This is a genomic window from Aquimarina mycalae (genome assembly GCF_029906345.1).
Classification (GTDB): domain Bacteria; phylum Bacteroidota; class Bacteroidia; order Flavobacteriales; family Flavobacteriaceae; genus Aquimarina.
In genome coordinates this window covers 345890-372190 of record NZ_JARYGY010000003.1, presented here as the reverse complement: position 1 = coordinate 372190, position 26301 = coordinate 345890, and the positions used below count along the sequence as shown (strand labels likewise).

Sequence of the window (26301 nt, the reverse complement as noted above, 5' to 3'; positions counted from 1 at the left end):
GTATATACAAATGAAAAATCTAATAATATCATTATCAATTATTGTTTCTTCTCAGTGCATTTTTGCACAGTTACCAGCAATTGATGCACTTTCTAATGCTGCTTCAGTAGCACTGACTGCAGAGTATGCTTTATTATCAAGAGAAGAAGATAATATCAAGCGAGAAATGGAAGAGTTTAAAGATAGTTACAGTACCAGAGCAATTCCTAAATTCGATATTCGATATTTTGCTCCAGGAGATTCTTATGTTCAGCACGTAAAAAATAAACTAATCGATGCAAGGGCAAGAAGATTAATTCTTGAAACGAATAATAATGCATTAACCGTTTTTAGCTATTCCAGAAAAAAACAAAATAGTAAAGATTTATATATTGTTGAAGCAAGCTTGAATAATATCACTCAAAAGTTTGAGAAAAAATTGAAGCATTATGGTGTCTATGGAGAAAAGATGAATATGTATCAAAACTTTATGAGATCATTGGATAAAATTAACCGTCTAATGGATCAAATAGATTCTAAAATAGATGAAGGTAAACTATTAAATAAATTAGTGAATTAAATTATACAAATCGTCAAATTACATATTGCAATTAAAGTAGGATCTAACTTTTTAGTTAGATCCTTTTTTTAGTACTAAAATGAGTTGTAATAACTAGTAATACAAGTCATTTGTAAAATATATAGTAAAGAAAATATCAATATATGAGTACAAGTAAAATTTCAGTAATAGCGCATTATTAACAAAGTATCCTATGATATATAAGCTATATACACTTGCCAATTAAATAGATCATTTTATATAAGGAACAGGTTATTTTTCATCATTATATATCTTCAATTACCACTTATTATTTAATCTAAACCACTTATTACTTTACGTTAGTTAATGATACTCTTTGACAGTAAATTAGAGTAAGATTAAGACAAAATGCAGAATAATTTTAAAAAATATTTTATGAAAAGATTAGTGGTTATATCTGTATTGATAGGCTTTAATATGTTAGGTACAGCACAGACAGTAATTAGATTTAATGTAGCTCTTAATGATGTTTGGTCCAGAAACTCTTATAGACATATTGCTAAACATAGCACCAATTTAACAGCACATACGACTGCAGAAAAATTAGTGTCTCGCGATGTTAAAAAATTAATGACAGAACAAAATAGAGAACTGTATATAATCAATCCAATTTTTAAAGCAAAACAAGGGATATTAGAAAATTTTATTACCGTTAGAAGTTTTAGACATATTCAATCCAAGTATCCGATATGGAGTTACTCTAACCCAATTAGAAACACTGTAATCCAAGCAAGATTTACTAAAAAGTTTCAAGCCGAAAGAGGAAAACTACAAGATTACCTCACCAATAGAAATTATATGACAGAAGGCAAAAGAGTATATCTAACCCTTGCCTTATTAGAAAAAGTAATCAATATAGCAACTGAGCATGAGGAATATTAAAAAAATAATACTGTTAGCCTTGTTATTGTTGGTTTTATTACCTCTTAGAGCGCAATCATGGCATATACAAGATGATGTAGTGTTTGGGCAAAAAGTAGCTCTTGCTGCAACTTTAGTAGCTGAACTTGTTTACAAAAAGAAACAGGTGGATCTATTGAAAGATTTAGCAGATTTAGAAAGTGAATATAACTCCAAACGAGGTGCCAGAGCTAACTTAACAGGTTCTGTAATGACCGCAATGCCACACTTAATTGTACTAGAAACTAGAACAGTGATTAACAATGTCAAAGCTGATCTTACTCCAATGATTGGCACCGTCAAATTAAGACATGGATTACGGCGATATAGAAGTGCTATAGCATTAGAGGAAAAGTATCTGGATGAGATAGAAGATGAACGATTAGGTTTTGTTTTAGGTTTAGCTACAAGTGGAGGACCTGGATATAATGCAACTGCATCAATGAAAATGTTGATACGATTGTTAGAAGTTAATGCTCGTGTAAAAAAGATATCCAAAGATGTGAAGAATAGTATAACTCTCAATAATATTTTCTAAGTAAAAGATAAACTATGCAAGCTCCTGTTACAGATTTACAAGGTTTTATTGATGGTTTGGGAACCACAATTATTGCAGACGTTAATAGTTTTGTGGGTGAACTTTTGCCATACTCATCTCGTTTGGGAGGTGCTATTATGCTAATTTATGTAGCTCATAAAATTGTGATCAGTTTTTTAAAACCAGACGAAAGAATTAGTCCAGCTACTTTAGTAAGACCAGTATTAACACTAGGAGCGATTGTACTGTACGAAGACCTAGTTAATCTATTGTTGATCACACCAGTAGATATAGTGTCAGACATGGTTAAGGAAGCAGCTAATTCTGTAAGTGGAGCATATCAAACAAATGCTCAAAGTGCAATAGAACATATACAATCCACTGGAGGAATAGATGGTGGCGGTATTTTCGATATACTTCAAGTAAACCCGCTGTTAGAATTAATACATCTGATTATCTATTTTACATCCACTGTGATTGTTGCCTATGTATTATTTAGACAACTGATCATGAAAACAATATACCTTCTATTAGGAGCTTTGGTATTACCATTTTCACTTATTGTGGGTAATGAGCAAACACTTAGCCAATGGTTTTTTGGGTTTTTGTCGGTGTTACTTTGGATACCTATTATCCATTTAATCTTATTTGTGATTTCAATTTGTAACCCAACCGCAGATATTTTTGATAATCCAGTCTTTTCTATTGCAGTTCAGATTGTAATGATTTTTGCACTATTAGAAGTACCGAAGTATGCAAAAATGCTAGTTGCCGGACAAGGAGAATCTTCGGTAGGTGCTGCATATGCTACAGCAAAAGGAGCGGTGACAGATGGAAGATCTGCATATAAAGCGATGAGAAAAATGGGAGGAAGTAGTAGCAAAAAGAAAAAATAAATAGTAATAAAAAATTTTATAACATGGAATTTAGACCACCTAAAGTACTAGAAAAAAAGCCCAGTGTAGCAGGGTTTGATATTAAAATAGCAGTTGTGATTGTTGTTGGAGGGATCCTTTTTTTATTCGCTGCGATTGCTAATTTTTTGGTCGCACTAATAATACCGTTAATAGTATTTCCATACGTACAGATTGAATTAAAATTTCCTGGAGAAGGAGAGTTCTTAACCTTTATACAATATCAATCAGGTGTTAAATGTATAAGAATCAATCAAAAAATTAAAGGCTTGGTTATGAATGTTAAAAGAAAATCGGATAGTGATTAAAAAAGAATACAATAACTGAGCTAGATGTTTTTTGATGACCAAATAATAGTAACAATAAACAATTTTCACATAACACTTATAAAATTTAAACTATGAAAACAATTGAAATTAAATCAACAGCACGCAAAGAACTTTTTTTAATTAACCTTAATAAATTATTTTTTATGAAAAATCTAAGATCTAAAAACTTGTTATTAGCAGTATCATTTATCTTTTTAAGTATGGCAGATGCCATGGCTCAGGTAGGTGATATAGAAACCAGAATGACAGGATGGAGTGATAACCTAAAAACAGTACTAAATATTGGTGTGGGTGCATTCGCTATCGTAGGTGGTTTTATAGTTTTCTTACAATATATGCAAGGAAATGATGCCGCTCAGAAGAATTTTGTAAAATTCGTAATTGGTTTAGCAATATTTGGTCTGGTAGATGTGATTGCAACCGTTTTTCTTCTTCCATAAGAATAGATCATTCAAAAATGATCAATAATAATAAAAAGGTAATGTATATAGATGTAATTCTATAACATATACAGATTACCAGTATGTTTCTTCTATTATATTTTGGAAATGTTGTTGACTAAGCCTAAGCTCACATAGTTAAGCTAGACTTGCTTAGGTTTAGTGAAACAATATTACTTAATCAGTAGAACAATCAAGTATTAAAACAAATATATAAGCATTATATATCATGGATTTAAAAACATTAAAAGATATACCATCCAGCTTTATACTCGCAAAAAGGTCATTAATGATTTGCCTAATCGTATGTATAATATCAATATCAAGTAGTATGATCTGGGCATTTATGGTAAGTATAAGCTTTAGAGATAGAGCATTTGTGCTTTCTGAGGATGGTGCAGCTGCATTTGCTACAGGTGTAAACGTGAGTGAGATAGATACATATCGTAGACCTGAAATTGTAAGTCATGTAAGAAGATTTCATGAACTATTTTGGAACATTGATCAGTTTAACTATGAAAAAAAATCTAATAAATCATTTTACCTTATTGGAGATTCAGGAAAACAATTATACTTATCATTAAAAGCACAAGGACATTATGCCAAAGTAGAATCTCAAAATTTGGTTCAAAAACTAGAAATTGATTCTGTTAAGGTAGATGATCAAGTACTTCCCTATAAAGCAGAAGTGTATGGAAAGTTAATAGTAAATCGAACGGATCAAAAATCTAAAACACTGAATTCTTTTAAATCTTTTTTTGATATATATAATGTATCCAGAACAGAGAATAACCCACATGGATTATTAATAGAAAATTATATACCAAGATTTAAAGACCTGAAACAGTAGATATATGTGTATTATATCTCACAGCTACATTCAAAACGTATAAATATACACCACACTAAATTGAGATACTGATTTCCGTTAGGTTTCAGTAAATATATTGGGATCAAATGATATGTTCCCAGTTTGTCTGATGCATTAATTCAATTAAAAAATTACATCATGAAACAGTTAATACTAGTTGCAATAGTACTTTTTAGTATGGTATGCAACGCACAGGTGGATCCTGATTCTGAGCTTGTTGTCGAAACCGTGTTTCTTGCTGCAGAAGCTCCAAATTCTAACTTGTATACATTAATATCGACTGCATTATCTGAAGGAGGTGATCCAATTGACGCACCAGATAAAACAGATGAATGCACCAGTCATAGTGCTAGTGGTAAGCATATAGAACAAGTATTTGACGAAGTATTAGATCATCATGTTTTTAGCTTTTTAATTCATGCAACAGCAGATAACCTTGGATGTAGTCATAATTCTGATATACAACGGACCGAAATAAAAACATATGATCAAGCACCTGATAATCTCTTAGGTACGCTAGAAGAAACTATAGAATATAGATGGAACTTTAAGCTCCCAGAAGATTTTCAACCATCAGAAAGCTTTGCACATGTACATCAGTTAATTTCTGTTCTTGAATCTAACGAAGAAAAACCATTAATAACATTAACTGCAACAAAGCAAGATACGCTAGATGTAATAGAAGTACAATATACTGATGAGTTAGATAATCAAATAGTATTAACCAGTGCAGATTTAGCTTTTTTTAAAGGAAACTGGGTAAGTGTTACCGAAAAAATAGAATATGGAGAATCAGCGAGATATCAGATAGTAATCCGAAATTTATTATCAGGTTCTGTAATATTGAGCCATTCTAGCAATATAAAAACCTGGATGGATGGAACTGAGTTTGTTGGCGCGAAATGGGGAATCAATAGAGATACGAATGTTATGGAATCTTTAAAAGACGAACAAGTTTTGTTTGATGCTTTTATAATCTATGACAAACATGAAGAAGATGAAGATGAAGACGAACAAGACCCTTTTGATGATGTTCCAGATCCCGATGCGGTAAATTTTTGTGCAGGAGAAATAGAATATAAAACTATTGACCATTTCAGATTTAGTCTTTATAAAAACCCATACGAATATGCAGATGCTAATTTAGATGGAATTCCTGAATGGGATGTGAAAAATAACAATTGCGGAGCTAGTAATGATAATTATAGAGGAAAGTATATAGAATATAAAGATATATATACCTGGAACCGAAATAATCCTTGTAAACAGATAAAAATACCAGCAGGTGAAACTAGACTAGCTTCAGAAGAGAGAGATGGAAAATATGGGAACCCATATGGGAAAAGACATGTTTGGGTATTTCCAGTAGGATGGAGAGACAGAACCTGTTTTGAAACACGAGAATTCATCGAACAATGGAATGAAGATCATCCTAAATTATATATAGAATTGCCACCACCACCACCACAACCAGAAATTCCTAATGACCCTATTCCAGATGATGATGATATTACAGTTGGTTTACCAGAAGAACCTACAATAGAGGGATATATACCAGAAACAGGAACTGTTTTTTCCTTAACAGAACAAACAGAAACATTGACTGATTTAGGCTTTCTAGTAGGTGAAACAGCAGATATTATATTACCAAATGTAGAAGAAAGAGATTATAATGTTAGAGAATTTGAGAATAATGAACGAGATGAACATGGTCATAAAAAGAGATCAGACAACAAGAAAAAATGGTATGATATTGCAGGGATAGCCGATATGGGAAAATCTCTTGTTAAAGCAGGAATAGATGCAATGAAAACACCTGGTTTAGGATACTATGATCCTGCTGGAATGTTTATAAGAGCAGCAGAAAAAGATCAGATTCAGGAGTACAGAAATAAAAGTTTTGAATCTGCTAAAAAGTTTGCAACAGTAGGAGCAACAACGGTAATGGAAAATTTAGATAGAAATGCATTTGATATGGATGCAGGAACCCTTCCATTTTTCGTGTATAGGAATGCATGTGGATCTTATTTATCGCCTTTTAAGAAAAAAAAATGTGAAGAAACAGTGAGTTATTTGCAAGATGCATTAAACACAGTAAACCAAGTAATATTTTCCTATGATAGAAGTTCCCCGTACAATCGAGGTGGCTATTTTAAACCTAATCGTGGGATTTCAGAACAAATTCGTGAAAAATATGTTGCCATACAAAATAAAATATTTAGAGAATTGGAAGAACTAAAGAGTAAATCAGAAAAAGAAGGCCTACTTAGTGTGTTTAGGCATTAAAACCACTTAGATATGATGAATACAACTATAAATCAAACTACAGAAGAAAAAATGATTTGGACAGGAACACCATCTCAATGGGTAAATCTACCCTTTTATATCCTATGTGTTCCATTAACCTTAGCTTTTGGGGTAGGACTGCTATTGGCTTTATGGAAATATTATGATACGAAACTCAATAAACTAGAGATTACAAATCAAAGAGTAATAGAATATAGAGGCATTTTATCAAGAACTACCGACGAATTAGAATTATATCGAGTAAAAGATTTAAAGCACGAACAACCTTTTTTCCTCAGGATTCTAGGACTTTCTAATATTGTTTTGGACACTACAGATCACTCTAATGCATTATTAAAAATAAAAGGGATAGCGTCAGGAAAAGAACTTAAAGAACAATTACGACAAGCTGTTGATAGAAGAAGAGATGTAAAAGGAGTTCGTGAAGTAGATTTTAAATAATATAGTAAACAGTAAAACTTTATAACCCAATAATTATGGCAGCAGAAGATACTAAACATGGGTATGTTACAGAAACATCACTTAAGAATGATAGAATAATGATTCCGCATCCAGATGTGGTTCATAAACGTAAGTCTCCTACAATTGAGGTAGGTAAACGTACCTATAGATTAGAAGGAGACACAAGAGATGTTCTAGATTTCCTAAAAGAAAATAAAGATGTGAAACTTGTAGCTTCTACAATAGAAGGAGCATCAAATAATATGCAGGATAATATTGCTGCTTCTATTAGTGAACCTGGAATACAGGTTGGAACTCCTCAACAAGCCGTATTAGGTGCGTTAAAAAAAGCAACCGAAACCCTTGCCGAAGAAGCAGTAGGAGGAATAACCGCCGTAACCTCCAAAATTCCAGTAAAAGCTGTGCAAAAATCAGTTGAAATCATTACTACTACTCAGAGTGTGATAGGAGTTGTAAAACCAGCGTTAGAGATTTTAAGTAAAAAAGAAGGAGAGGATCTGGTAGATGCTATAAATTCGGAACCAAAGCAAGGAATTGAAAAATTGGATAAACTTTTGGAATCTATTGGTAATGGAGTTGATGCAGCTAGAAAGTTGCCTATAATCGGAGGTATTATTAATGAACTAACTAGTAATCCAATTATCGTGGAGATAAACCCATATACCAATCCTAATGAGCAATCTAACACAGCCTATATTCAAGGAGAAAATACTACGATGACCTTTGGGCAGCTAGCAGAACAAATAGCCAAAGAAGTATTGAATAAAAAAATCGATGCAACCCATAGAGTCGAAAGAACAGAAATGTTAACTGCTGATCAAAAAAAGGGAACAACTAATTTACAATATCAAACCAGTGAAAAGAAATTACAAAGAAATCAAGGATTGCTGGATTCAAAAAAACAATATCCCTATGCTCATAAAAACCAATTAATGCAAATGGTAGTAGAAGCTCAGAAAGTACAGACAAGAACAAAAACATTAGCAACAGGAAGTATTGATAAAAATGGGAAAGTCACTCTTGATGCATTTGCAAAGCCAAAAAATGAGTTGAATCAATCAACGAAAAACACCACCAATATTCCTGTAGAAAATAAAAACATAAAAGCATCTCAGACTAATGTGAAAGGAGTAAAGATTTAGCTAAAAGGAACCTTTCATTTTAATCATAGATATGGATTATTAGATGTTTATGGTAAAGAGTAAAACACAAAAAGTAATAATAACTAATACAGATATACAATGGAACAAGGATTTGAAGCTTGGGAATATAAAGAAAATAACAATGTAGCTAGAGGAGCACAACATAAACTTTCCACACCTCCAGTTTTAATAGAATCAGAAAAGTTAACCCAATCACCTACAGGAACTGGTATCGAAATACCTTTGCAAGGAGTAACCTATAAAATAAAAGGTGATTTAGAAGAAGTATTGGATTATCTAGCCGAAAAAAAAGATGTTAAATTCGTTTCTGGCGCTGATCATATGGGAGAAAAGATGAATGTTAGTGTGAAGATAGCTGATGGAAAGAAATCACCTTTAATTAATGAAAAAGAGTTTATAAAAAAACAATTAACAGATATAATTTTAAAAGCAAGATTACCATTAACACAGAAAACTATCAGTCAAATACAGGATCAAATGAATCCTGAAGCTGGTAAAATTCTTGAAAAAATTGCTAATTCTCCAGAGATCAAGAAAGTTTTTGGTACAAAAGAGAAACCAGAAGTGATGGGGTTAGAACAGAAATATCCAAAACTTGATGTACTTAAGAATGTTGCTAGTACGGTATCAGAATTATTAAATAAAGATTCGGGTAAATCGAATAATCTCGATCCAGCCGAAGCCAAAAAAGCAGCACAACAAAAACAGTTAGAATCTCGAAAAAATAGCGTAGCTCGAAAAGAAAAAATAAAAGAAGTTGGGGATAAGGTTTTAGGTGTTTTAAAACCTATAGAAGGAAAGCCTTTGGTTGGTAAAATAGCTTCTAAAGCTAAAGACACCTTATCAGACGTTACCAAAACTCCTGTAGTAGTAACCTTAGGCGTGGTGCCTGGAGCTTTTAAAAAAGAAGATGAGGTTCTAGCCTTTGATACAGGTAAGAAGGCGCTTACTTTCGGTGAATTAGCACAGAGTATTAAAGAAAGATATCTTGGAGAATCAAAAACTAATAATCAGTCGCAAGATCAAGATACTCAAATAGCATCAGCAGTAAAGACAGAAGCTATATCTCTGGCTACTGGAAGTGTAGATAAGAAAGGAGAGGTCACACTTGATAAACCTTTAGTAGCAGCAAAGACGATTATAAAAGGAAAAATGGATACATCTGGGAAAGTAACCTTAGAAGCATTTAAAAACCCTAAAAATTCCTTGAATCCATCTGGAAATAACACTGCTAGTACATCGGTAAAGGATAAAGAGGTTAAAACATCCAAGACAAAAAATAAAGGGATTAAAGTGTAGATCAATTTGAAGAATAATTTTTTTCTCAATAGATGTTCTAAAACTTGAAACTGTTGTCAAAGAATCTTTGATAATTTATAGAAAATGAAAAACCTAAAACATAGTTTTTTAATGATTATGCTGCTAAGTGCTTCCATAATTATTACTTCATATGCAGCTAATAAAACTAAATCAAGTACTATAGAAAAAGATTTATGTGCTGAATCGATTGATGATGATGAGGTATATGGAAAAATTTTCGTCAAAAACTTCACTTTAGAAGAGAGTTATGTTGAAGAAATTAATACTAAAAAAGGAAAATCTTATAGATTCTCGTTTTTTAGTAGAGCTCCACTAGACCTATGTAATGACGTTAAATATGCTCCTGGAGTCAGTGCATACTGGAGCTCAGGGAATATCGAAGCTCCTTTACAGAAAGGAATATATTCAACAAACTTCTCTGAAAAACTTCGTATGAAAAGCTTTGTTTTTATTAATAAAATGGGAAATAAATATAGAAAGTTAACAGCTCAATGCGCATTAATAGAGGTCACTCATGTAAATAAGGATGAAGTTGCAGGAAAATTGATTGCTTACGGAGATGATAATAGCTTTCTTAATGGTTCTTTTGTTGCAAGCAGGTGTTCAAAATAGTACGATGACTAAAGTGCTAAAATATATAATTGAAATTTTCATACTGGTATTTGTCTTTAGATATTTCATGAATCATAAAGAAGACATTATAATGGATAAAGAAATATGTATTGAAGAATCACCCTCTGAATATTACTACCAATTATCCAGTAATGAACTGTTTCATAAAATTATTAGTGACATAGAAAATATTAAAAATAAAGAAGCGAGCACATCTACACCAGAAATCTGTAATGAAGGAAATTGATTTCCAACCTAAAGATCATTTATAAAGAAAAGAAATAAGAATAGACGAAAAATAATATAAAAGCTAATTTACTTAGTAATAATATCAAAATCATAGCGCTAGCAAAACAACTTGCTAGCGCTATGATTTTGATATTACGGTAAAATGTTTGAGGATCTATAAATTCTTAAAATTATAAATAATTCTGCATAATATTTAAAATGAGCTAATTGCTTTATTTTTTCCATTAGGAAGCTCCAGAATAGGCTTCAACACTTTTCTCTTAATTAAACTATCGTGTAGTGCGTACACTTGTATGGCTTCTATTGCCTTTTCAAGGGTATCTTCCTGTGATAATTTATTAGAATTGTAGATTGTTTCTGATTTAATATTACCATTGATTAATTCTACATAATATTCCCATCCAATTATTCTGTTTGGGATCATATTTACTTCTCTTTTAACTAAACTTATAGGTACTTTAGAAGTATTACAAGCAGATAGAACTAGAAGGACAAGAGGCAATATTAAGTAGTTTTTTAAACGTACCATAATTGAGTAATTTTGTATCAATAATTTTCTAGCTATTGTGTTGTTAATATGAAGATCCGTTGTTTCCATGGATTGCTCCAGAGCTTGCTTTTGGGAGAGAAATAAAGAACTTTCGTATTCGTTCAGTATTGATAATCAATGTGATACGTTTTTTGTTTTTTTTAAATTTAATTACTTTCATAATAGTTTTTTTAATGGTTACACATACTATTACTTTAAAGCTAGTATATATATCACTAAGTTTTTAATGAGAAGTAATAACTGATGGGTATGAGGAAATAACTGTTTTTTTAACTTTAATTCTTAATAAAACTAGTTTGATATGTTACGAAGTATTTCGGATAGTTTTTTTGAGCAGAAACTATTTTATAAAAGTGAACCAGTCCTGAAAATAAGGTCCAATAATAGGCACTGTTTTCTGTTCTTCTCTTATGGCAGTGATCAAACCGAATACCCAAAGGACAAATATAAAAACATAAAAAGAAGAAGAAATCAACCAAGAATCAAACATACTTACCAGTGCTCCTAATAAGTAAAAACTAATGTTTATCCCTAAGCCCTGTCTTATATGAAAACTGGCAAAAGTGTTTTTTTGATCCTGATTCATAAAAAAAGCAATAATAGTACCTACGATAGTAATGTAAGCAATAATTGCTGAGGTTTTTCCTTGTTTTGCGTAATCTGATTGCATGATTGATGTATTTTGTTTTGTGAGCGTTTTTTTATAAATCTATCTGTTAATATCAAAAGTTATGATTTTGATAAAACTACTTAAGTATTACCTTTCCATTAGAAATAATTCCATACACCTTTCCTTTTGTAACTTTCCCTAACAAAGCACTATTTTTAGAAGTTGATAGTATATGTTCTTCAGTAAAGGTATCATTACCTTTAGGGATAAATAAAGATAAATTTGCCTTATTTCCTTTCGCAACAGGAATATCTTCGATTCCAAATATTGATTTTCCCTGAGTAAGCAATGCTACTGCTTTTTCTGTACTTATAATATTATTTAATACCCCAAAAGAACTTTCTAAGCCAATACTACCATATTTAGCATTATCAAATTCTACCTTTTTATGTTCTACATCCATAGGTCTATGATCACTCGTGATCATATCAATTGTTCCATCTTCGATTCCCTCAAGCAATGCCTCTACGTCATTTTGTGTTCTTAGCGGAGGTAATACTTTATAATTAGTATCGAATGTTTCTAACGATTTATCAGTTAACGCGATATTATGCAAAGCGACACTACAAGTTACTTGTAATCCTTTGGCTTTTGCCTCTCTAACTAATGCCACTGATTTAGCAGTTGATATTGTAGGGATATGTAATTTTCCTCCAGTATATTCTAATAAATAAATATCTCTGGAAATTTGCAATTCTTCTGCCAATGCAGGAATTCCTTTAAGACCTAATAATGTACTTTGTTCTTCTTCATTTACCATTCCTTTTCCAGCGATACTATTATCCTGAGGAAAAGAGAGTACCAATCCATTAAAATTTTGAGCGTATAATAATGCGATTTTGAGTAAGTTAGGGTTTCTAATGGCTTTTTTATAATCTCCAAAAGCAATGGCTCCTGCTTGCTGCATATCATATAATTCAGCTAAATCTACTCCTTCTGATTTGGTTGTTAAAGCACCAATAGGATGTAAATTGACCGCATTATTCATTGCTTTTCCCATTAAAAAACCTACGGATGCGCTCGTATCCGTAATTGGTAAGGTATTAGGGTTTAAAGCAATATTTGTAAAACCAGATTTAGCAGCTACAGTCAATCCGTGAATAATAGTTTCGCGCTCTTCATAACCAGGTTCTCCAAAACTTACACTACTATCAAACCATCCTTGTGATACGTGCAGTGTATCTAATTTAACTTCTTCAACACCATCTTTTGTATCAATTAAAGCATCAATATCAGTTATGATACCATTTTCGATTAGGATATCAACCGTTTGATTATGAAAGGGTGATGAAGGATCAATAACGGTTGCAGCCTTTAATACAAAGTTCATTTTAGATATTTTAATAATAGGATTTCAATTAAGAGAAAAAACAATGCAAAAATAATAAACCATTTCCAGATTTCATGAATACTGGTCTCTTCTTTTATCTGTTCGAATAGTGTTGCAACAGAATCATTAACTTCATACTCTCCTGTGGTTGTAAGGTTATAATATTCTAAATCACTTTCTGAAGTATTATAATTGTAACTCACATTCTGAATGATGTTTTCTTTATCTTTTAGTGCATAAATACCTGCACTCACAGGAACTTCATCTGTTGTAATTCGTACTTTGGTGGCAAAACTTTGTTGTAATGGGATTACACTTTCTTTATCAGATTCCAAAGATAATATTCCATCTTTACCTAAAGATATTGGAACATCGTATGTGTTAGCTTGTCCGATAGTATAAGATATATCAGAATGTTGCAAACTTTGTTTTCCGATATTGTATAAAGTAGGAACAATCAACGGAGAGTTCTTGAAATTAGAGTTATTACTACTTATAGATGCTGTGAACACATACAATGAATTTGTCTTGTATAAAAAAGGATCATTATCTTCAAAAGATAATATATTATAATCGACATTAGTTTTATAATATGAATTTACCTTTGGGTATTGAAAATTAGTAATTTGTTTGTCAAAAACTCCTCTATATAATGGATGTGAAAAGTTGATGCCAGTGACTTTTTTTTCTTGAGTTTTTTTTGATAATAACCCTGTTGTAGAGAAATTACTTATTAATTGTTGATAAGAGTTTAAATTGCCATCTTCTGCAGGAATAAAACAGATAGTACCACCTTGATCAGAGAAAGATTTTAGAGTATTAATCAAGGAAACAGGAATTTGTTTTATTTCATTTAGTAAAACCAAATTTGCATCACTGATATCGTTATAATTAAGAGCATCTAATGCGCTACTGATCAAAGAAAACTCATCTGATGTATAAATGTTTTTAACAAAGCGATCATCTTCTTCATTAATAGCTACTACTTTTATTTTTGCAGGAGTATTGATTGTGAAATATCTCGAATTATCAAAAGTCAATGCAAGATCTTCCAGTACAACACGTCCATTGATCTTGGTGTTTTCATCAATTCTAAATTGGGTACTTGCGGTACCATTTTTAGGAATAGAAGTAGAAGTCTTAGCAATCAATTTATCATCATTGTATAATGCAATAGAAATATTTTCTGCATTAGAATCTGTATTACTAAGTAGTGCATTAAGGACTAATTCGTTATCTGCATTACGCTGTAAAAAGAGACTGTCAATAGCAATGTTTTGACGAGTAACAGGCTTTAATTGCACCAGATTTGTCTTGGTTTCAGAATCTAATGGAAGATCAAAAATGTCTTCTTTTTGTTGAAAATCAGAAACCATTATCACACGTTTTATAGTCTCTGGAGAGTTACCTAGTAGCTGCTTACCTTTAAGATATGCTGCATTATATGGTATTTGATTTGAAGTATAGGATAACTGTAGCAAATCATTTTGAATATCTTTTTTACTGACTTCTTTAAAGGTTTCTGTATTAGTAAAAATAGAGAAAGGTTCATCTTCGGGCAAAGCAGCCAATAACTCCTGAACGGCTCGTTGTAATAAAGGACCTTTAGAGCCTTTAGTTTGCATACTAAAAGAATTATCCAAATAAATTACAGTTTCACTTTTCTTACCAACAATCTCTTCTGAAGCTAGAAACGGTTGCGCAAAAGCAATAATTATTGCAGCTAACGCTAATAGTCTTGCAAGCAGTGTTAACCACTTTTTTATTTGCGAACTTTTACGGGTTTGTATGGTTACAGCTTTTAAGAATTGAACATTAGTAAAAGCTACTTTCTGAAAACGTCTTAATTGAAATAAGTGAACTATAATAGGAATAACAAGTGCAAGTAAAGCATAAAGAAATTCTGGGTGTTTAAATTGCATTCTTGATTAACGTTTGTCAAATATACTATAAGATTTGGTATTGACGGTTTTGGGTTAACTAATTTTTAGGGAGTACATTGTTCTTTTATCTGTTCTTTATATACAACTACCGATTTTGCCATAAAATCATGTATCGCTTGTCGTTTTTCATTATTCATTACAGAAAACAAAGAGATCCAGCCTAATAATGCTTTGACAAGATATCTAAAAAGCGCTACTGAAAATAAAATATTCTTTTCTGGATTGTTTTCTTGTCTTATTCTAATCCCTATAAGATTATGGCCAATAGTTCCTCCAAAAAAACTGGTACAAATAGGATCATAAAGTAGAAATATGAATAGAAAAGCAATTATTCTAGCATTATCTGAGACATTATCTAATGAGGAAAATATATCAGTAATAATGATCATAAAAATTATCAAAACTATAGAATCAATAATGATCGCTTTTATTCTATCAAAAAGCCCTGGATATTTTGGTTGAGACATAATAGTAGTTTTTATAAATTTACATAACATTTCTTCAAAGAACAGATATTTTATAAAATTTTAATTATTGTGAGAATAATGAAGTGATAGTTAGTCCAAAAAAAATAGACGTACATTTGCGCTTTATTCAGAAATGGCATTAATTAAATAAAAATTGTTGTTTCTTAAACAATATATATGTCATTTAATTCATTAGGATTATCCGATGCTTTATTAAAAGCTATCGACAAGAAAGGATATACAGTTCCTTCTCCAATTCAGGAAAAAGCAATACCACCAATTTTAGAAAGAAAAGATGTGTTAGCATCTGCTCAAACAGGAACAGGTAAAACAGCAGGATTTACCTTACCGATACTGCAAATATTATCACAAGGACAGCGTTTTAGAAAAAGACCCATACGAGCTTTGATATTAACTCCTACAAGAGAATTAGCAGCTCAGATATTAGAAAACGTGAGAGCATATAGCGAATTTGTAGATATCAGATCAATGGTGATTTTTGGAGGAGTGAATGCAAACCCTCAAATCAAAACATTAAGGCAAGGAGTAGATATATTAGTAGCAACTCCAGGGCGTCTATTAGACCTACATAATCAAAGAGCACTTTCTCTGGCAAAAACAGAGGTTTTAGTATTAGACGAGGCAGATCGAATGCTTGATATGGGGTTTCAGAGAGATATTAATAAAATCTTAGCATTATTACCTCAAAAAAGACAGAACCTATTATTCTCGGCTACATTTTCTAAAGAAATCAAAAAATTAGCCAATGGTATTTTGCATCACCCAATATCGGTAGAGGCTGCACCAGAGAATACGACTGCTGAAAAAGTTGATCAAAAGATGTATAAGATTGACAAAGCTAAGAAAACAGCTGTCGTTATCAAGCTAATCTCTGAAGGTAACTGGAAACAGGTCTTGATTTTTACAAGAACAAAGCATGGCGCAAATCGTCTTAGTGAAAAATTGGTTAAAAATGGAATTACATCGGCTGCAATTCATGGCAATAAAAGTCAAGGTGCACGAACCAAGGCATTGAGTGGGTTTAAACAAAATAAAATTAGAGTATTAGTTGCTACAGATATTGCTGCACGTGGACTTGATATTCCTTTATTACCTCATGTAATCAATTATGAATTACCTAATGTTTCCGAAGATTATGTGCATAGAATTGGTCGAACAGGAAGGGCAGGAGCAAGTGGAGAAGCTATCTCGTTAGTTTCTCAGGAAGAAGTTAGTTATGTGAAAGGAATCGAGAAGTTATTAGGGTTTAAATTACCTAAAGAAATAATTGAAGGTTTTGAGCCTAGTTTCGTTTTTGATTATAACGCTGCCAAACCAAAGAAGGATCAACAAGGAAAACCTAGACGTAATAATAGAAATAAGAATAGAAGACGTAATAGATCATAAAAAAAGCGGAAGTTGTACTTCCGCTTTTTTATAACTTTATGTTATTCTATTTAGAAGATGTAGTATCCTACAGAAAGCTGGAAAGTTCTGTTTTGACTTCCAACGCCATCTCGAACATCTGTAAAACCATAATTGTATCTAAGCTGTGAAAAGAATTTCCCGAATTTTACACCTGCTCCAACAGCAGCACTTAAATCGAAGGTTTCAGGTTCACCAATCTCATAATCGTCATTTACTGCGATACCAAATTGTGGTCCTGCTTCGAAGCTCAAAAACTTTAGGAACTTATATTTAACAAGAATTGGAACATTTATATAATCAACCTTTAAATCATCAGTACCTTGTGCAGAGTATAAAACTTCTGGTTGAATTGCAAATTTACTTCCTATTCCAACGGTAGCTACTGCACCAATATGGAAACCTGTTCTGGCATCAGTATCAAACCTAGAATCTATATTAGCAAAATTCACACCTCCTTTAATACCAAAATCAAAACTTTGGGCATTAGAAATTGTTGTAAAACCGATAAGCACAATGGCTAATAAAAATAGTTTTTTCATGAGTCTAATTAATTGTTTGTTCAAATCAAATATAGAAACTTAAATATTAATAAAAGTTAAATTCTCTCATTAAATCCCAGAATTCATACTGTTTTTATAGGCTAATAATGATGTGATCTCAATAATAGAAAGGATCGACGAAAACTTTGTTTTTTCGGATAAAAAACAATTTTTTGTACATTTTAAAAGGAAAAACGAATAATTGATGCTTTATTTAATTCTATTTTGATCAAATGATAAGCTGTATATTTTCCCTTCATCTTCATAATGGATCGTGAAATCATTTATAATTCCTGGTTTATTTGTTGGGAGCCAATTTCTACCTTCTTTTGTTACGATAATTACACCATTATGATCTCCAACCCAACAAAACTTTTCGCTCATTATATTTTTATTGATAGGGTTTATTCCGTAATCTTTAATAAGAGTATTAGCCATTAAAAGAGGATCCTTATGAGGTAAACCAATTTCATTAAGCTTGATTACTTGTTCAATAGAGAATGTATTATTAGAAGGGTAATCTAATAAAGGACGTTCTATAAATTCTACTATATTATGATCTTTATCATAAAAATAAATTGCTTTACCGTGATCAAACTGAATGATTTTTTTGTTGCGATATGGTAGCAGTGTTATGTTTTTATTTTCTAAAAATAAGATAGCTTGATGTATCGCGCCAGTTGGTATTAAAAAAGCAAAATGATAATACGTGTCAAGCGATGATTTTTGAAAGTATAATGAGTTTTCCTGGGTATCAATTTTAAAACCGTTAGATGTTGTTTGGTATGTAAATCCTAATATATCTCTGTAAAAAACTTTTTGAGCTTCAATATGCTTAGCGTATATTTTAAGAGATTTAATTTCCACGGGATACTATTAGTTGTATGTTTTATAATCTTCTAGCTTACTTTTTTGTTTTTCCCAGGCAATTACTTTTACTCCTTCTGAATATCCAATTTTATCAGGTTGGTTTTTTAGTAAATTTTGAAATCGAGGATAATCAACAGTTAAATCTTTAATTTTTAGAGATCGTAAAGACCATTCGGGATGATGAATTTCGTAGGTATTGATAGTATTATTAGCATCTTGAAACAGTGCATATCTTTCAGTTAACCAATTCTCGAGATCTGACTTATGTTTTACATTATCTTCTATATTGAATTTGATATGAAACCGATCACTATACGCATTATTCATAGAGGTATAGATCTGCTCGCTTCTTGTCATATTAGAATATCGGTAAGGAAGTTCAGAAAGCTTTTTTGCAATAAAACATGAAAGTCGTTTTCCTCCTTCAATACTCAGGAAATAAACACCAGTTTTTTCTTTTGATTTGATATAGGTTCTTATGTTAATTTCATAAAAATTAGAAATTGGAGGAAAATATGGTAGATGTTTAGGCCTAATTTTTTCCATAGAAAAAGCAACTAAAGAAACCCAAGGTTCTCCTTCAAACAAATCTATTTCTAACTGTTTTGGAACAAATTTTTGTAATTCATTAAGTGTTACCTTCCAATGCAAAAAAATAGCATTATTCCATTCCTGATAAAATTTCCAATCTTCTTTTGGTAATATCCATGGACGATGATTTGTTTGTTCTAAAATTTTCTTAACACTCATGAAATAGGCAAGGATTATATACTTTTTAGCTATCTTATTTTATGTATCTTTAAAAATTATGATTAAAGATACAAAATTAGCCGTCCTTATTGATGGTGACAATATACCTTCAAAATATATAAAGGAAATGATGGAAGAGATTACCAAATATGGGACTCCTACCGTTAAAAGAATTTATGGTGACTGGACAAAACCGTACTTGGCAAAATGGAAGAATATACTTTTAGAAAATGCAATCAATCCTATACAACAGTATAGTTATACAACTGGTAAGAACGCTACGGATTCTGCTATGATCATTGATGCAATGGATATTTTATATTCAGAAAAAGTGAATGGATTTTGTTTGGTTTCATCTGATAGTGATTTTACTAAATTAGCTACAAGATTACGAGAAGCTGGAGTGGTAGTTTACGGAATTGGCGAAAAGAAAACTCCAGATCCGTTTATTGTAGCTTGTGATAAGTTTATTTATCTAGAAATATTAAAGAAAGATACAGAGAAGCAGGATGGAAAAGCTACATCTGAGAAGGTTAACTTAGATAAAATAACTCCTAAAGTGATGCGATTGCTTCGAAATTCTGTATCCGATGCTGCAGATGAAGATGGATGGGCTTTTATGGGAGATGTTGGTTCTCTTATTCTTAAGAAACAACCTAACTTTGATTCCAGAAACTTTGGATTCGAAAAACTGACGCCTTTATTTAAATCGTTAAAGCAGTTTGAGATCGAACAGCGAGATCAAAACAACAGAAAGTTTAAATTGGTCTATGTTCGGAATAAATGATTTGTCATAAGGTTTAAGAAGTATTCTGGTGGTTAAAAAGCAATGAACATGTTTTAGCTTGAAGAATATTGTATCTTCGCGAAAAATCACAATAGATAAGTATTGCAATACGAATTTACCATACAAGTATCACCAGAAATTGCTGCAAATTCAGATCAGTTAAAGGTTCAGGTCTCCAAGAAGAATCGGTTACCATTAGAAGAAATAAGATATATACAGATTCTAAAGCGCTCTATTGATGCGCGACAAAAATCTATAAAAGTAAACCTTAAAATTAGAGTCTTTGTACAAGAAAATTTTGTAGAAGAACCCATTCGACTTCCAGAATACTCTGATGTATCCAATGCTAGTGAAGTAGTAATAATAGGAGCTGGTCCAGCAGGTTTATTCGCAGCCTTAAGAACTGTAGAACTTGGGTATAAGCCCATTGTACTAGAAAGAGGTAAAGATGTTCGCAATAGGAGAAGAGATCTTAAGGCTATTAATAGAGATCATGTTGTTAACGAAGATTCTAATTATTGTTTTGGTGAAGGTGGTGCAGGAACCTATAGCGATGGTAAGTTATATACACGTTCTAAAAAAAGAGGAGATGTACAACGGATTCTTCGATTATTGGTAGGTTTTGGAGCTACTGATCAAATATTAGTAGAAGCTCATCCTCATATAGGTACTAATAAATTACCAGCAATCATTGCGTCAATAAGAGAAAAAATTATTGAGTATGGAGGAGAAATACATTTCGAAACAAGAGTCACCGATTTTGAAATCAAAAATGCTGAAATTAATGCCGTAACTCTACAAAATGGTGATAGAATAGATACAAAGAAGGTGATTTTAGCCACGGGACATTCTGCCAGAGATATTTTTGAACTCTTATATAAAAAGAAGATTGTAATTGAAGCTAAACCTTTTGCATTAGGGGTTCGAGTTGAACATTCGCAACAATTAATAGATCAAATACAATATAAGTGTGAAGTTCGCGGGCCGTATCTTCCTCCATCACCTTATAGTATTGTAAAACAAGTTAGAGGTAGAGGGATGTATTCCTTTTGTATGTGTCCAGGTGGTGTTATTGCGCCTTGTGCTACTAGTCCTGGTGAAGTAGTCACAAACGGATGGTCGCCTTCCAAAAGAGATCAACCTACATCTAATAGTGGTATTGTAGTAGAACTTCGTCTAGAGGATTTTAAAGCGTTTGAACAATATGGTCCATTGGCAGGAATGTACTTTCAAAAAAGTATAGAACAACAGGCTTGGCGTGCAGGAGGAGAAACCCAAAAAGTTCCTGCACAGCGATTGATAGATATGACTAGAGGGATATTATCTTCGGATTTACCTGAGACTTCGTATAAACCAGGTTTAACATCTGTAGATATGAAGGAGGTTTTCCCGAAATTCATTCATCATACATTACAGGAAGGTTTTAAAGCTTTTGATAAAAGTATGCGTGGTTATCTAACGAATGAAGCTGTAGTTCATGCTCCAGAATCACGTACATCTTCTCCAGTTCGTATTCCAAGAGATCGAAAAACGCTAGAGCATACACAAATAAAAGGACTGTATCCTTGTGGAGAAGGAGCTGGTTATGCTGGTGGAATTATTTCTGCCGCAATTGATGGAGAAAAATGTGCAGAAGCTTGTGTTGCAACAATACGCTAATTACTGACTTGTTTTTTTATCGAAAAATCAAATACTGTCTGTATACCTACGCTGGATGTTACTTTGACACATCCACCCAGGTTATTTACTAATTTCTTTACAGTCGATAACCCAATTCCGTTTCCTTTATTACCACTTCTATCTGTTCCATTAGCAGTTGTGAATAAGTCAAAAATAGAAGCAATTTTATCCTTGGGAATTCCCATACCATTGTCGATAATCTTAAAATAGTAGAAAATATCATCCTCTGTATTTTCTATATCTATGATAATATGTTCCTTATCATTATACTTAATACTATTTCCAATCAGATTAAAAAATATTTGTTTTAAGGCAGATTTATTACAATCCAATGTAGGATCGGATTTAGGAAAATTAATCGTGCAATCGGGTTTTATACTAAGTAATTCTGAAATCTCTTTAAGCAGATGATTTAATTTAAACGTTTCTGGTTTATTTTGTACCAAACTATCACTTTCATAATGATCTAATACATCATTTATGTAATCACTCATTGAAAAAGAGGATTGTTTTATGTATTCAAAATACTCGGATGTTTCTTTATCCAGATCGTTTGCCAGTTTTAGTTTAAGTAAATCAGAAGTAGTAATTACATTAGCTAAAGGCATTTTAAGATCGTGAGAAATTACTCTGGCAAATTCTTTTAAAGATTCATTTCTCTTTCTCAATTTACCTTCTACTTTTTCAAGATCTTTATTTTTTTTATTTAATTCAAAAAGTATCACTACTTGATTTGCCAATGACTTTAAGGACTCTAGTTGTTTATTACTAAGTTCTTTGGGTTTACTATCAATAACACATAAGGTTCCTAAAGCAAATCCATTTTTATCAATCAGAGGAATACCAGCATAAAAAATTACAACTTTCTCTTCTGCTGTTAGTGGATTATTACAAAAACGTTTATCAAGTCTAGCATCTTTTACAATTAGAGGCTTGTCTGGCTCTAAAATAGCATGTGCACAGAAGGATTGTTCTCTGGGAGTTTCGCAAATAGATAATCCATGTTTAGATTTAAACCATTGTCTATCCTTATCTACTAATGATATAAGTGCAATTTCTGTATCACATAGATATGCAGCAAGTGCAGTTATTTCATCAAATTCTTTTTCAGATTCGGTATCAAGAATATCTAGTGATTTTAATGCTTCAAGTCTAAAATCTTCATTTATGGGGAATGCCGGTACAATCATCTTCATCAAGAATTGATTTGTGTGTATCAATTCTTAATAAAATTAACAAAAAAATATTAGAAATTAAGAATTCCCTTCAATCATTCGCCAAATGACACTCAAAATCTAATAATCTATGGTATTATCATTTAAACTTTTTATAAATGCAATAATATCATTTATCTCTTGCTCTGTAAGGTTCAGGCGATCTGAGGGCAAAGTTTGATATTGTAGATCTATACCTATCCCAGCTCCACCACCACGATTGTAAAAATCCATAACTTCTTCTAATGTATTGTATACGCCATTATGCATGTATGGTCCTGTTTTACCAGAGTTTCGCACAGTAGGTGTTTTAAAAAAGTGTTTTCGTTCTGGTGTTTTATATACTTCATATCTTCCTAGGTCCTTGCTTATTATGGCATTGACTGTATCATTCGTTGCAGGAACACCTATAAGCTCGATCTCAGATTCTTTATAATCTGGGGGAACGGTTCCATTAAATAATGGCGCAAAATGACAAGTAGCACATTTGGCTTTACCATTAAAAAGATTATATCCATTAATTTCGTTTATAGTAAGTGAATTTTCTATACCATTGATGTTTCTATCAAATTTGGAATTAAAAGGAGTTAAGCTCCTTATATAACTAGCTATAGCATTTCTGATATCGTTATTGTTTATTTCTCGATTGGGATAAACTTTTGAAAACTCTTTGACATATACTTTATTTGTTTTCACAACTTTTTCTAAAGTTTCCAGATTCGAATGAAATTCATTTTCGTTTTCGATCACATTAATGATTTGTCCTTCTAATCCACCTGCTCGTTTATCATAGAAAAAAGCTTGCTGTAATGCTGCATATAGCAGTGTTGGACTATTGCGAGTAACTCCTTTGGATATTTTTAAACCATCTGTAAAAGCTTTTTCTGGTTGATGACAGGTAGCGCAGCTAATCATTTTATTAGCAGAAAGATTTGCGTCATAGAATAACTTTTTACCAAGTGAAATTTTTTCTGAGGGGATCTTTTTTTGACCCTGATCAGCAAAATAATTCACATTAAAAGTATCAGAAGAAAAAAGAGATGTAGCATTGTTTTTTAAAGCCAACTCAAAAGGGAACACTACTTGCCAATCAGTAACTGTTTGATTCCAAAGATTTAGTTGTTTGTGTGTATGGTTTTTAATGAAATGATACCGATCGAACTCATTAAAGTCACCTTCTAAATTATTCAAAGTAGCTTTGATTTCTGTATTCCAGGATTTGAATAAGTTTTCATCGTTAAATTCAGTTTCAAAAATAGATAAGTATGTAGATAAGCTTTGGTATACTATTTTAGATTCCTCTAAAGAGTTTTCTAATACTGGAGAATCAAACCCTGTAATTCCTGTGAGCGCAACCCTAGTGATTGCTTTTCTAAGCAACCAAAGGAAATGATATTGTTTTAGGTGATTAAAACTAGTGTTTTTTTTGATGAGCTTTAATCTGTTGGTAATTAAATTAACATGCTTTATGATAGACAGCGTATCAATTTGATCAGTAAAGATTTCTTCTTCTAGCACTTGATATCCGCTGGGTGATTTGATTTTTATATCTGTAAAATCTTCTTCTTCTACCTTTAATATATTCGGTTGATTAAGAAAACCATAGTTTTCAACGTCAAGCACCGATAAAACAGGTTCTATTTTTTTGAAAGATGTTTTAACTTCTTTGAAACGATCTCCAGATTCGGATGGGTATTGCTTAATACTATCAAGGTAAGAAATAGCAAGCGTAATATCTTCACCAAACTGTTTTTGCATTACGGTAATAAAAGGAATTTTTTCCGTTTTTACTTTAACTTCTTTTGAACAAGAGGATACGATAAGTAACACGAAGAGGCTTATCCTAAGATAGGCCCCTTTATTGCTAAAATTTAATAATAATTGCATGTGAAATAATTATATTCTTAGCTAGTATATGATATACTATCTACCTAATCCTTTGATTATATATAGCATACTTCCTTCTTTTCTGCTTTCTGAAACATTTGGGTTTGCATTTGGATCAGTAAAAGGTGTTCCATCTGCTTTTTCCCATCCGTGGTTTTGAGTAATAAGGATAAAAGTTTCATCAACTCCTATAATATCAGAGATGTCAATCATTCCAGTGATTTCCCAAATTCTGTCTACTGGACCATATCCTTGAGCGGCGGCAGTTACCTGATCACATTCTAAAACTGCTTTTAATGTTCCGTTATTCAGGTCATATTGATATAATCTCGCGTAGTGATTAGCAGCTGGTTTAAAATCCTGAATCCCATTAGGATCTTCTTGGATGTATGCGTAATTTTCTGTAACTAATATATTATCTGGACTATGGAAGGCTTCCGCTTTACCGCCAATTTTATCACCATCTAACACACAGATGATTTTACCAGCTCCAGTAGGATCGTTTTCGTTTAATACTACTTTATAAATTCTTCCAGAACGAGTTCCTTTTCCGATAAGATCTGGTTTGTTTCTTCCTGTTACGGCAAGATATACTTCTCTGTTATTAGCGGAAGAACCTCTTCTCCAATCGATATCTTCTAATCTGGAGAATCCCATAATACCTTTAGATTTTGCTTCTGTATCCAATAAGTCGATATCTTTTTCAGTAAGTTCTACAAATTCCATATCATAGGCAGTACCTTCTTCCATATCCATTTCATATGTGATTCCAGGAGAAGTAACTTTTAATCCGTACAATTTTCCTCCTTCAAGATCACCTCTGTTTCCAACATACATTCCTAATTGACCAGAAGGAATTTCATTATTACTATGATCATCTCCAATAAAAACAACTGTTTTATCAGTATAGGCATCTTTTCCTATTGCAACAGCATTCTCGGTAGACCATTGTCCCATAGCTGTTAACATTTTAGGAGTAGAGGCAACCGAAGGATCTCTTAAAGGATCTGTAGCAAAAACTCCTTTTGAATTTCCTCCCCATTCTCCACCAGAAAGATACATTGGTCCAAAACCATGTTCTTCTGGAGAAATCATAGATCCAGAACATTGTGCAGTATTAGCTGTAGCAACCGCATTAAGAATATGTTCTCCTTTTATAGGTTTAAATGTTTCATCAAGAGTTATTCTTGCTATAGCATAATCTGCTTCTATATTATTGATTAATGTGTAAGTACCATCTGCATTACGAAGTAAACCAGCTCCATCTGCCATGGATCCATAAGTGAAATTAGGAATATAAGTATCTTCAGAAGAAAGTAAGTTATAAATTTCTATATCCGTAAATCCAGACATTTTAGTTAAAAGAACTGGAGAAGTAGATCTACTTTCTAATTGTATTAAATCTCCTATAGGTGGAGCTGTCGTATTATCATCATTGTTACATGAAATGAGTAATAAGGTAAATAAAAGAATTGTAAGACTTAAGTAATTTTTCATGGCT

Annotated in this window: 28 protein-coding genes; 16 read left to right on the top strand and 12 right to left on the bottom strand. The window is 32.0% G+C overall.

What is annotated here, in order from left to right; genetic code table 11:
- The first annotated feature begins 10 nt into the window (after positions 1-10).
- The 13 genes from QBK95_RS09445 (at position 11) to QBK95_RS09385 (ending at position 10683) form a co-directional block, all read left to right on the top strand.
- Complete coding sequence (locus QBK95_RS09445; RefSeq protein ID WP_280932971.1) at positions 11-559, top strand: hypothetical protein; 549 nt, start codon at positions 11-13, stop codon at positions 557-559.
- A 396-nt stretch (positions 560-955) separates the two neighbouring features.
- A complete protein-coding gene (locus QBK95_RS09440) occupies positions 956-1462 on the top strand; it encodes a hypothetical protein (RefSeq protein WP_280932969.1) in 507 nt (168 codons plus the stop codon).
- Entirely contained in the window at positions 1449-2018 is a 570-nt protein-coding gene (locus tag QBK95_RS09435; protein ID WP_280932967.1) for a hypothetical protein, read from the top strand. Before QBK95_RS09440 ends, QBK95_RS09435 begins: the two co-directional genes overlap by 14 nt.
- A 14-nt stretch (positions 2019-2032) precedes the next feature.
- Positions 2033-2914, top strand: coding sequence for a hypothetical protein (locus tag QBK95_RS09430; protein WP_280932965.1), 882 nt, complete (start codon positions 2033-2035; stop codon positions 2912-2914).
- Between the two features lie 23 nt (positions 2915-2937).
- Positions 2938-3240 carry a hypothetical protein gene (locus QBK95_RS09425; protein ID WP_280932963.1) on the top strand — a complete coding sequence of 101 codons (303 nt, stop codon included), beginning with the start codon at positions 2938-2940 and terminating at the stop codon, positions 3238-3240.
- Between the two features lie 164 nt (positions 3241-3404).
- Positions 3405-3701 (top strand): hypothetical protein, encoded by a 297-nt coding sequence (locus tag QBK95_RS09420; protein WP_280932961.1) that lies wholly within the window; start codon positions 3405-3407, stop codon positions 3699-3701.
- A gap of 331 nt (positions 3702-4032) precedes the next feature.
- Complete coding sequence (locus QBK95_RS09415; protein ID WP_280932959.1) at positions 4033-4551, top strand: hypothetical protein; 519 nt, start codon at positions 4033-4035, stop codon at positions 4549-4551.
- Positions 4552-4710: 159 nt separating this feature from the next.
- The gene (locus QBK95_RS09410) at positions 4711-6858 is read left to right on the top strand and encodes a hypothetical protein (protein ID WP_280932955.1); all 2148 of its coding nucleotides are present in this window, start codon (positions 4711-4713) and stop codon (positions 6856-6858) included.
- A gap of 12 nt (positions 6859-6870) precedes the next feature.
- Positions 6871-7320: a PH domain-containing protein gene (locus QBK95_RS09405; protein ID WP_280932953.1), complete on the top strand. Its 450-nt coding sequence runs from the start codon at positions 6871-6873 to the stop codon at positions 7318-7320.
- Positions 7321-7355: 35 nt separating this feature from the next.
- On the top strand, positions 7356-8483 hold the full coding sequence (locus tag QBK95_RS09400) for a hypothetical protein (RefSeq protein WP_280932951.1): 1128 nt from the start codon (positions 7356-7358) through the stop codon (positions 8481-8483).
- A 99-nt stretch (positions 8484-8582) separates the two neighbouring features.
- Positions 8583-9803, top strand: a complete 1221-nt coding sequence (locus tag QBK95_RS09395; protein WP_280932949.1) for a hypothetical protein — start codon at positions 8583-8585, stop codon at positions 9801-9803.
- Positions 9804-9887: 84 nt separating this feature from the next.
- Complete coding sequence (locus QBK95_RS09390; protein ID WP_280932947.1) at positions 9888-10436, top strand: hypothetical protein; 549 nt, start codon at positions 9888-9890, stop codon at positions 10434-10436.
- Positions 10437-10527: 91 nt separating this feature from the next.
- On the top strand, positions 10528-10683 hold the full coding sequence (locus tag QBK95_RS09385; RefSeq protein WP_280932944.1) for a hypothetical protein: 156 nt from the start codon (positions 10528-10530) through the stop codon (positions 10681-10683).
- A gap of 195 nt (positions 10684-10878) precedes the next feature.
- Here the strand turns inward: QBK95_RS09385 and QBK95_RS09380 are convergent, their stop codons facing one another.
- The 6 genes from QBK95_RS09380 to QBK95_RS09355 form a co-directional block, all read right to left on the bottom strand.
- The gene (locus QBK95_RS09380; protein WP_280932941.1) at positions 10879-11214 is read right to left on the bottom strand and encodes a hypothetical protein; all 336 of its coding nucleotides are present in this window, start codon (positions 11212-11214) and stop codon (positions 10879-10881) included.
- Between the two features lie 43 nt (positions 11215-11257).
- A complete protein-coding gene (locus tag QBK95_RS09375; protein ID WP_280932939.1) occupies positions 11258-11395 on the bottom strand; it encodes a hypothetical protein in 138 nt (45 codons plus the stop codon).
- 180 nt (positions 11396-11575) lie between these two features.
- Positions 11576-11905, bottom strand: coding sequence for a magnetosome magnetite crystal formation protein family (locus QBK95_RS09370; RefSeq protein ID WP_280932937.1), 330 nt, complete (start codon positions 11903-11905; stop codon positions 11576-11578).
- 76 nt (positions 11906-11981) lie between these two features.
- Positions 11982-13235, bottom strand: coding sequence for a dihydroorotase (locus QBK95_RS09365; RefSeq protein ID WP_280932935.1), 1254 nt, complete (start codon positions 13233-13235; stop codon positions 11982-11984).
- A complete protein-coding gene (locus QBK95_RS09360; protein ID WP_280932932.1) occupies positions 13232-15157 on the bottom strand; it encodes a vWA domain-containing protein in 1926 nt (641 codons plus the stop codon). Before QBK95_RS09360 ends, QBK95_RS09365 begins: the two co-directional genes overlap by 4 nt.
- 65 nt (positions 15158-15222) lie before the next feature.
- On the bottom strand, positions 15223-15645 hold the full coding sequence (locus QBK95_RS09355) for an RDD family protein (protein ID WP_280932930.1): 423 nt from the start codon (positions 15643-15645) through the stop codon (positions 15223-15225).
- Positions 15646-15822: 177 nt separating this feature from the next.
- Between QBK95_RS09355 and QBK95_RS09350 the strand changes: the two genes are divergently transcribed.
- On the top strand, positions 15823-17052 hold the full coding sequence (locus QBK95_RS09350) for a DEAD/DEAH box helicase (protein WP_280932929.1): 1230 nt from the start codon (positions 15823-15825) through the stop codon (positions 17050-17052).
- Between the two features lie 50 nt (positions 17053-17102).
- Here the strand turns inward: QBK95_RS09350 and QBK95_RS09345 are convergent, their stop codons facing one another.
- The 3 genes from QBK95_RS09345 to QBK95_RS09335 all read right to left on the bottom strand — a co-directional run bounded on the left by QBK95_RS09345 (position 17103) and on the right by QBK95_RS09335 (position 19232).
- Complete coding sequence (locus tag QBK95_RS09345) at positions 17103-17612, bottom strand: porin family protein (RefSeq protein WP_280932927.1); 510 nt, start codon at positions 17610-17612, stop codon at positions 17103-17105.
- Positions 17613-17822: 210 nt separating this feature from the next.
- Complete coding sequence (locus QBK95_RS09340) at positions 17823-18479, bottom strand: VOC family protein (RefSeq protein ID WP_280932925.1); 657 nt, start codon at positions 18477-18479, stop codon at positions 17823-17825.
- A 9-nt stretch (positions 18480-18488) separates the two neighbouring features.
- A complete protein-coding gene (locus QBK95_RS09335) occupies positions 18489-19232 on the bottom strand; it encodes a YqjF family protein (RefSeq protein ID WP_280932923.1) in 744 nt (247 codons plus the stop codon).
- 58 nt (positions 19233-19290) lie between these two features.
- On the opposite strand from QBK95_RS09335, the gene QBK95_RS09330 reads away from it, so the two are divergent.
- Complete coding sequence (locus QBK95_RS09330; protein ID WP_280932921.1) at positions 19291-20019, top strand: NYN domain-containing protein; 729 nt, start codon at positions 19291-19293, stop codon at positions 20017-20019.
- Positions 20020-20121: 102 nt separating this feature from the next.
- The gene (locus QBK95_RS09325; RefSeq protein ID WP_280932919.1) at positions 20122-21678 is read left to right on the top strand and encodes an NAD(P)/FAD-dependent oxidoreductase; all 1557 of its coding nucleotides are present in this window, start codon (positions 20122-20124) and stop codon (positions 21676-21678) included.
- Here QBK95_RS09325 and QBK95_RS09320 read toward each other — a convergent pair.
- The 3 genes from QBK95_RS09320 to QBK95_RS09310 form a co-directional block, all read right to left on the bottom strand.
- Entirely contained in the window at positions 21675-22895 is a 1221-nt protein-coding gene (locus QBK95_RS09320) for a sensor histidine kinase (protein WP_348637331.1), read from the bottom strand. The two genes, QBK95_RS09325 and QBK95_RS09320, sit on opposite strands and share 4 nt — an antisense overlap.
- A gap of 99 nt (positions 22896-22994) precedes the next feature.
- Positions 22995-24800 carry a cytochrome-c peroxidase gene (locus QBK95_RS09315; RefSeq protein WP_280932917.1) on the bottom strand — a complete coding sequence of 602 codons (1806 nt, stop codon included), beginning with the start codon at positions 24798-24800 and terminating at the stop codon, positions 22995-22997.
- A gap of 36 nt (positions 24801-24836) precedes the next feature.
- Complete coding sequence (locus QBK95_RS09310; RefSeq protein WP_280932915.1) at positions 24837-26297, bottom strand: alkaline phosphatase PhoX; 1461 nt, start codon at positions 26295-26297, stop codon at positions 24837-24839.
- Between the last annotated feature and the right edge of the window lie 4 nt (positions 26298-26301).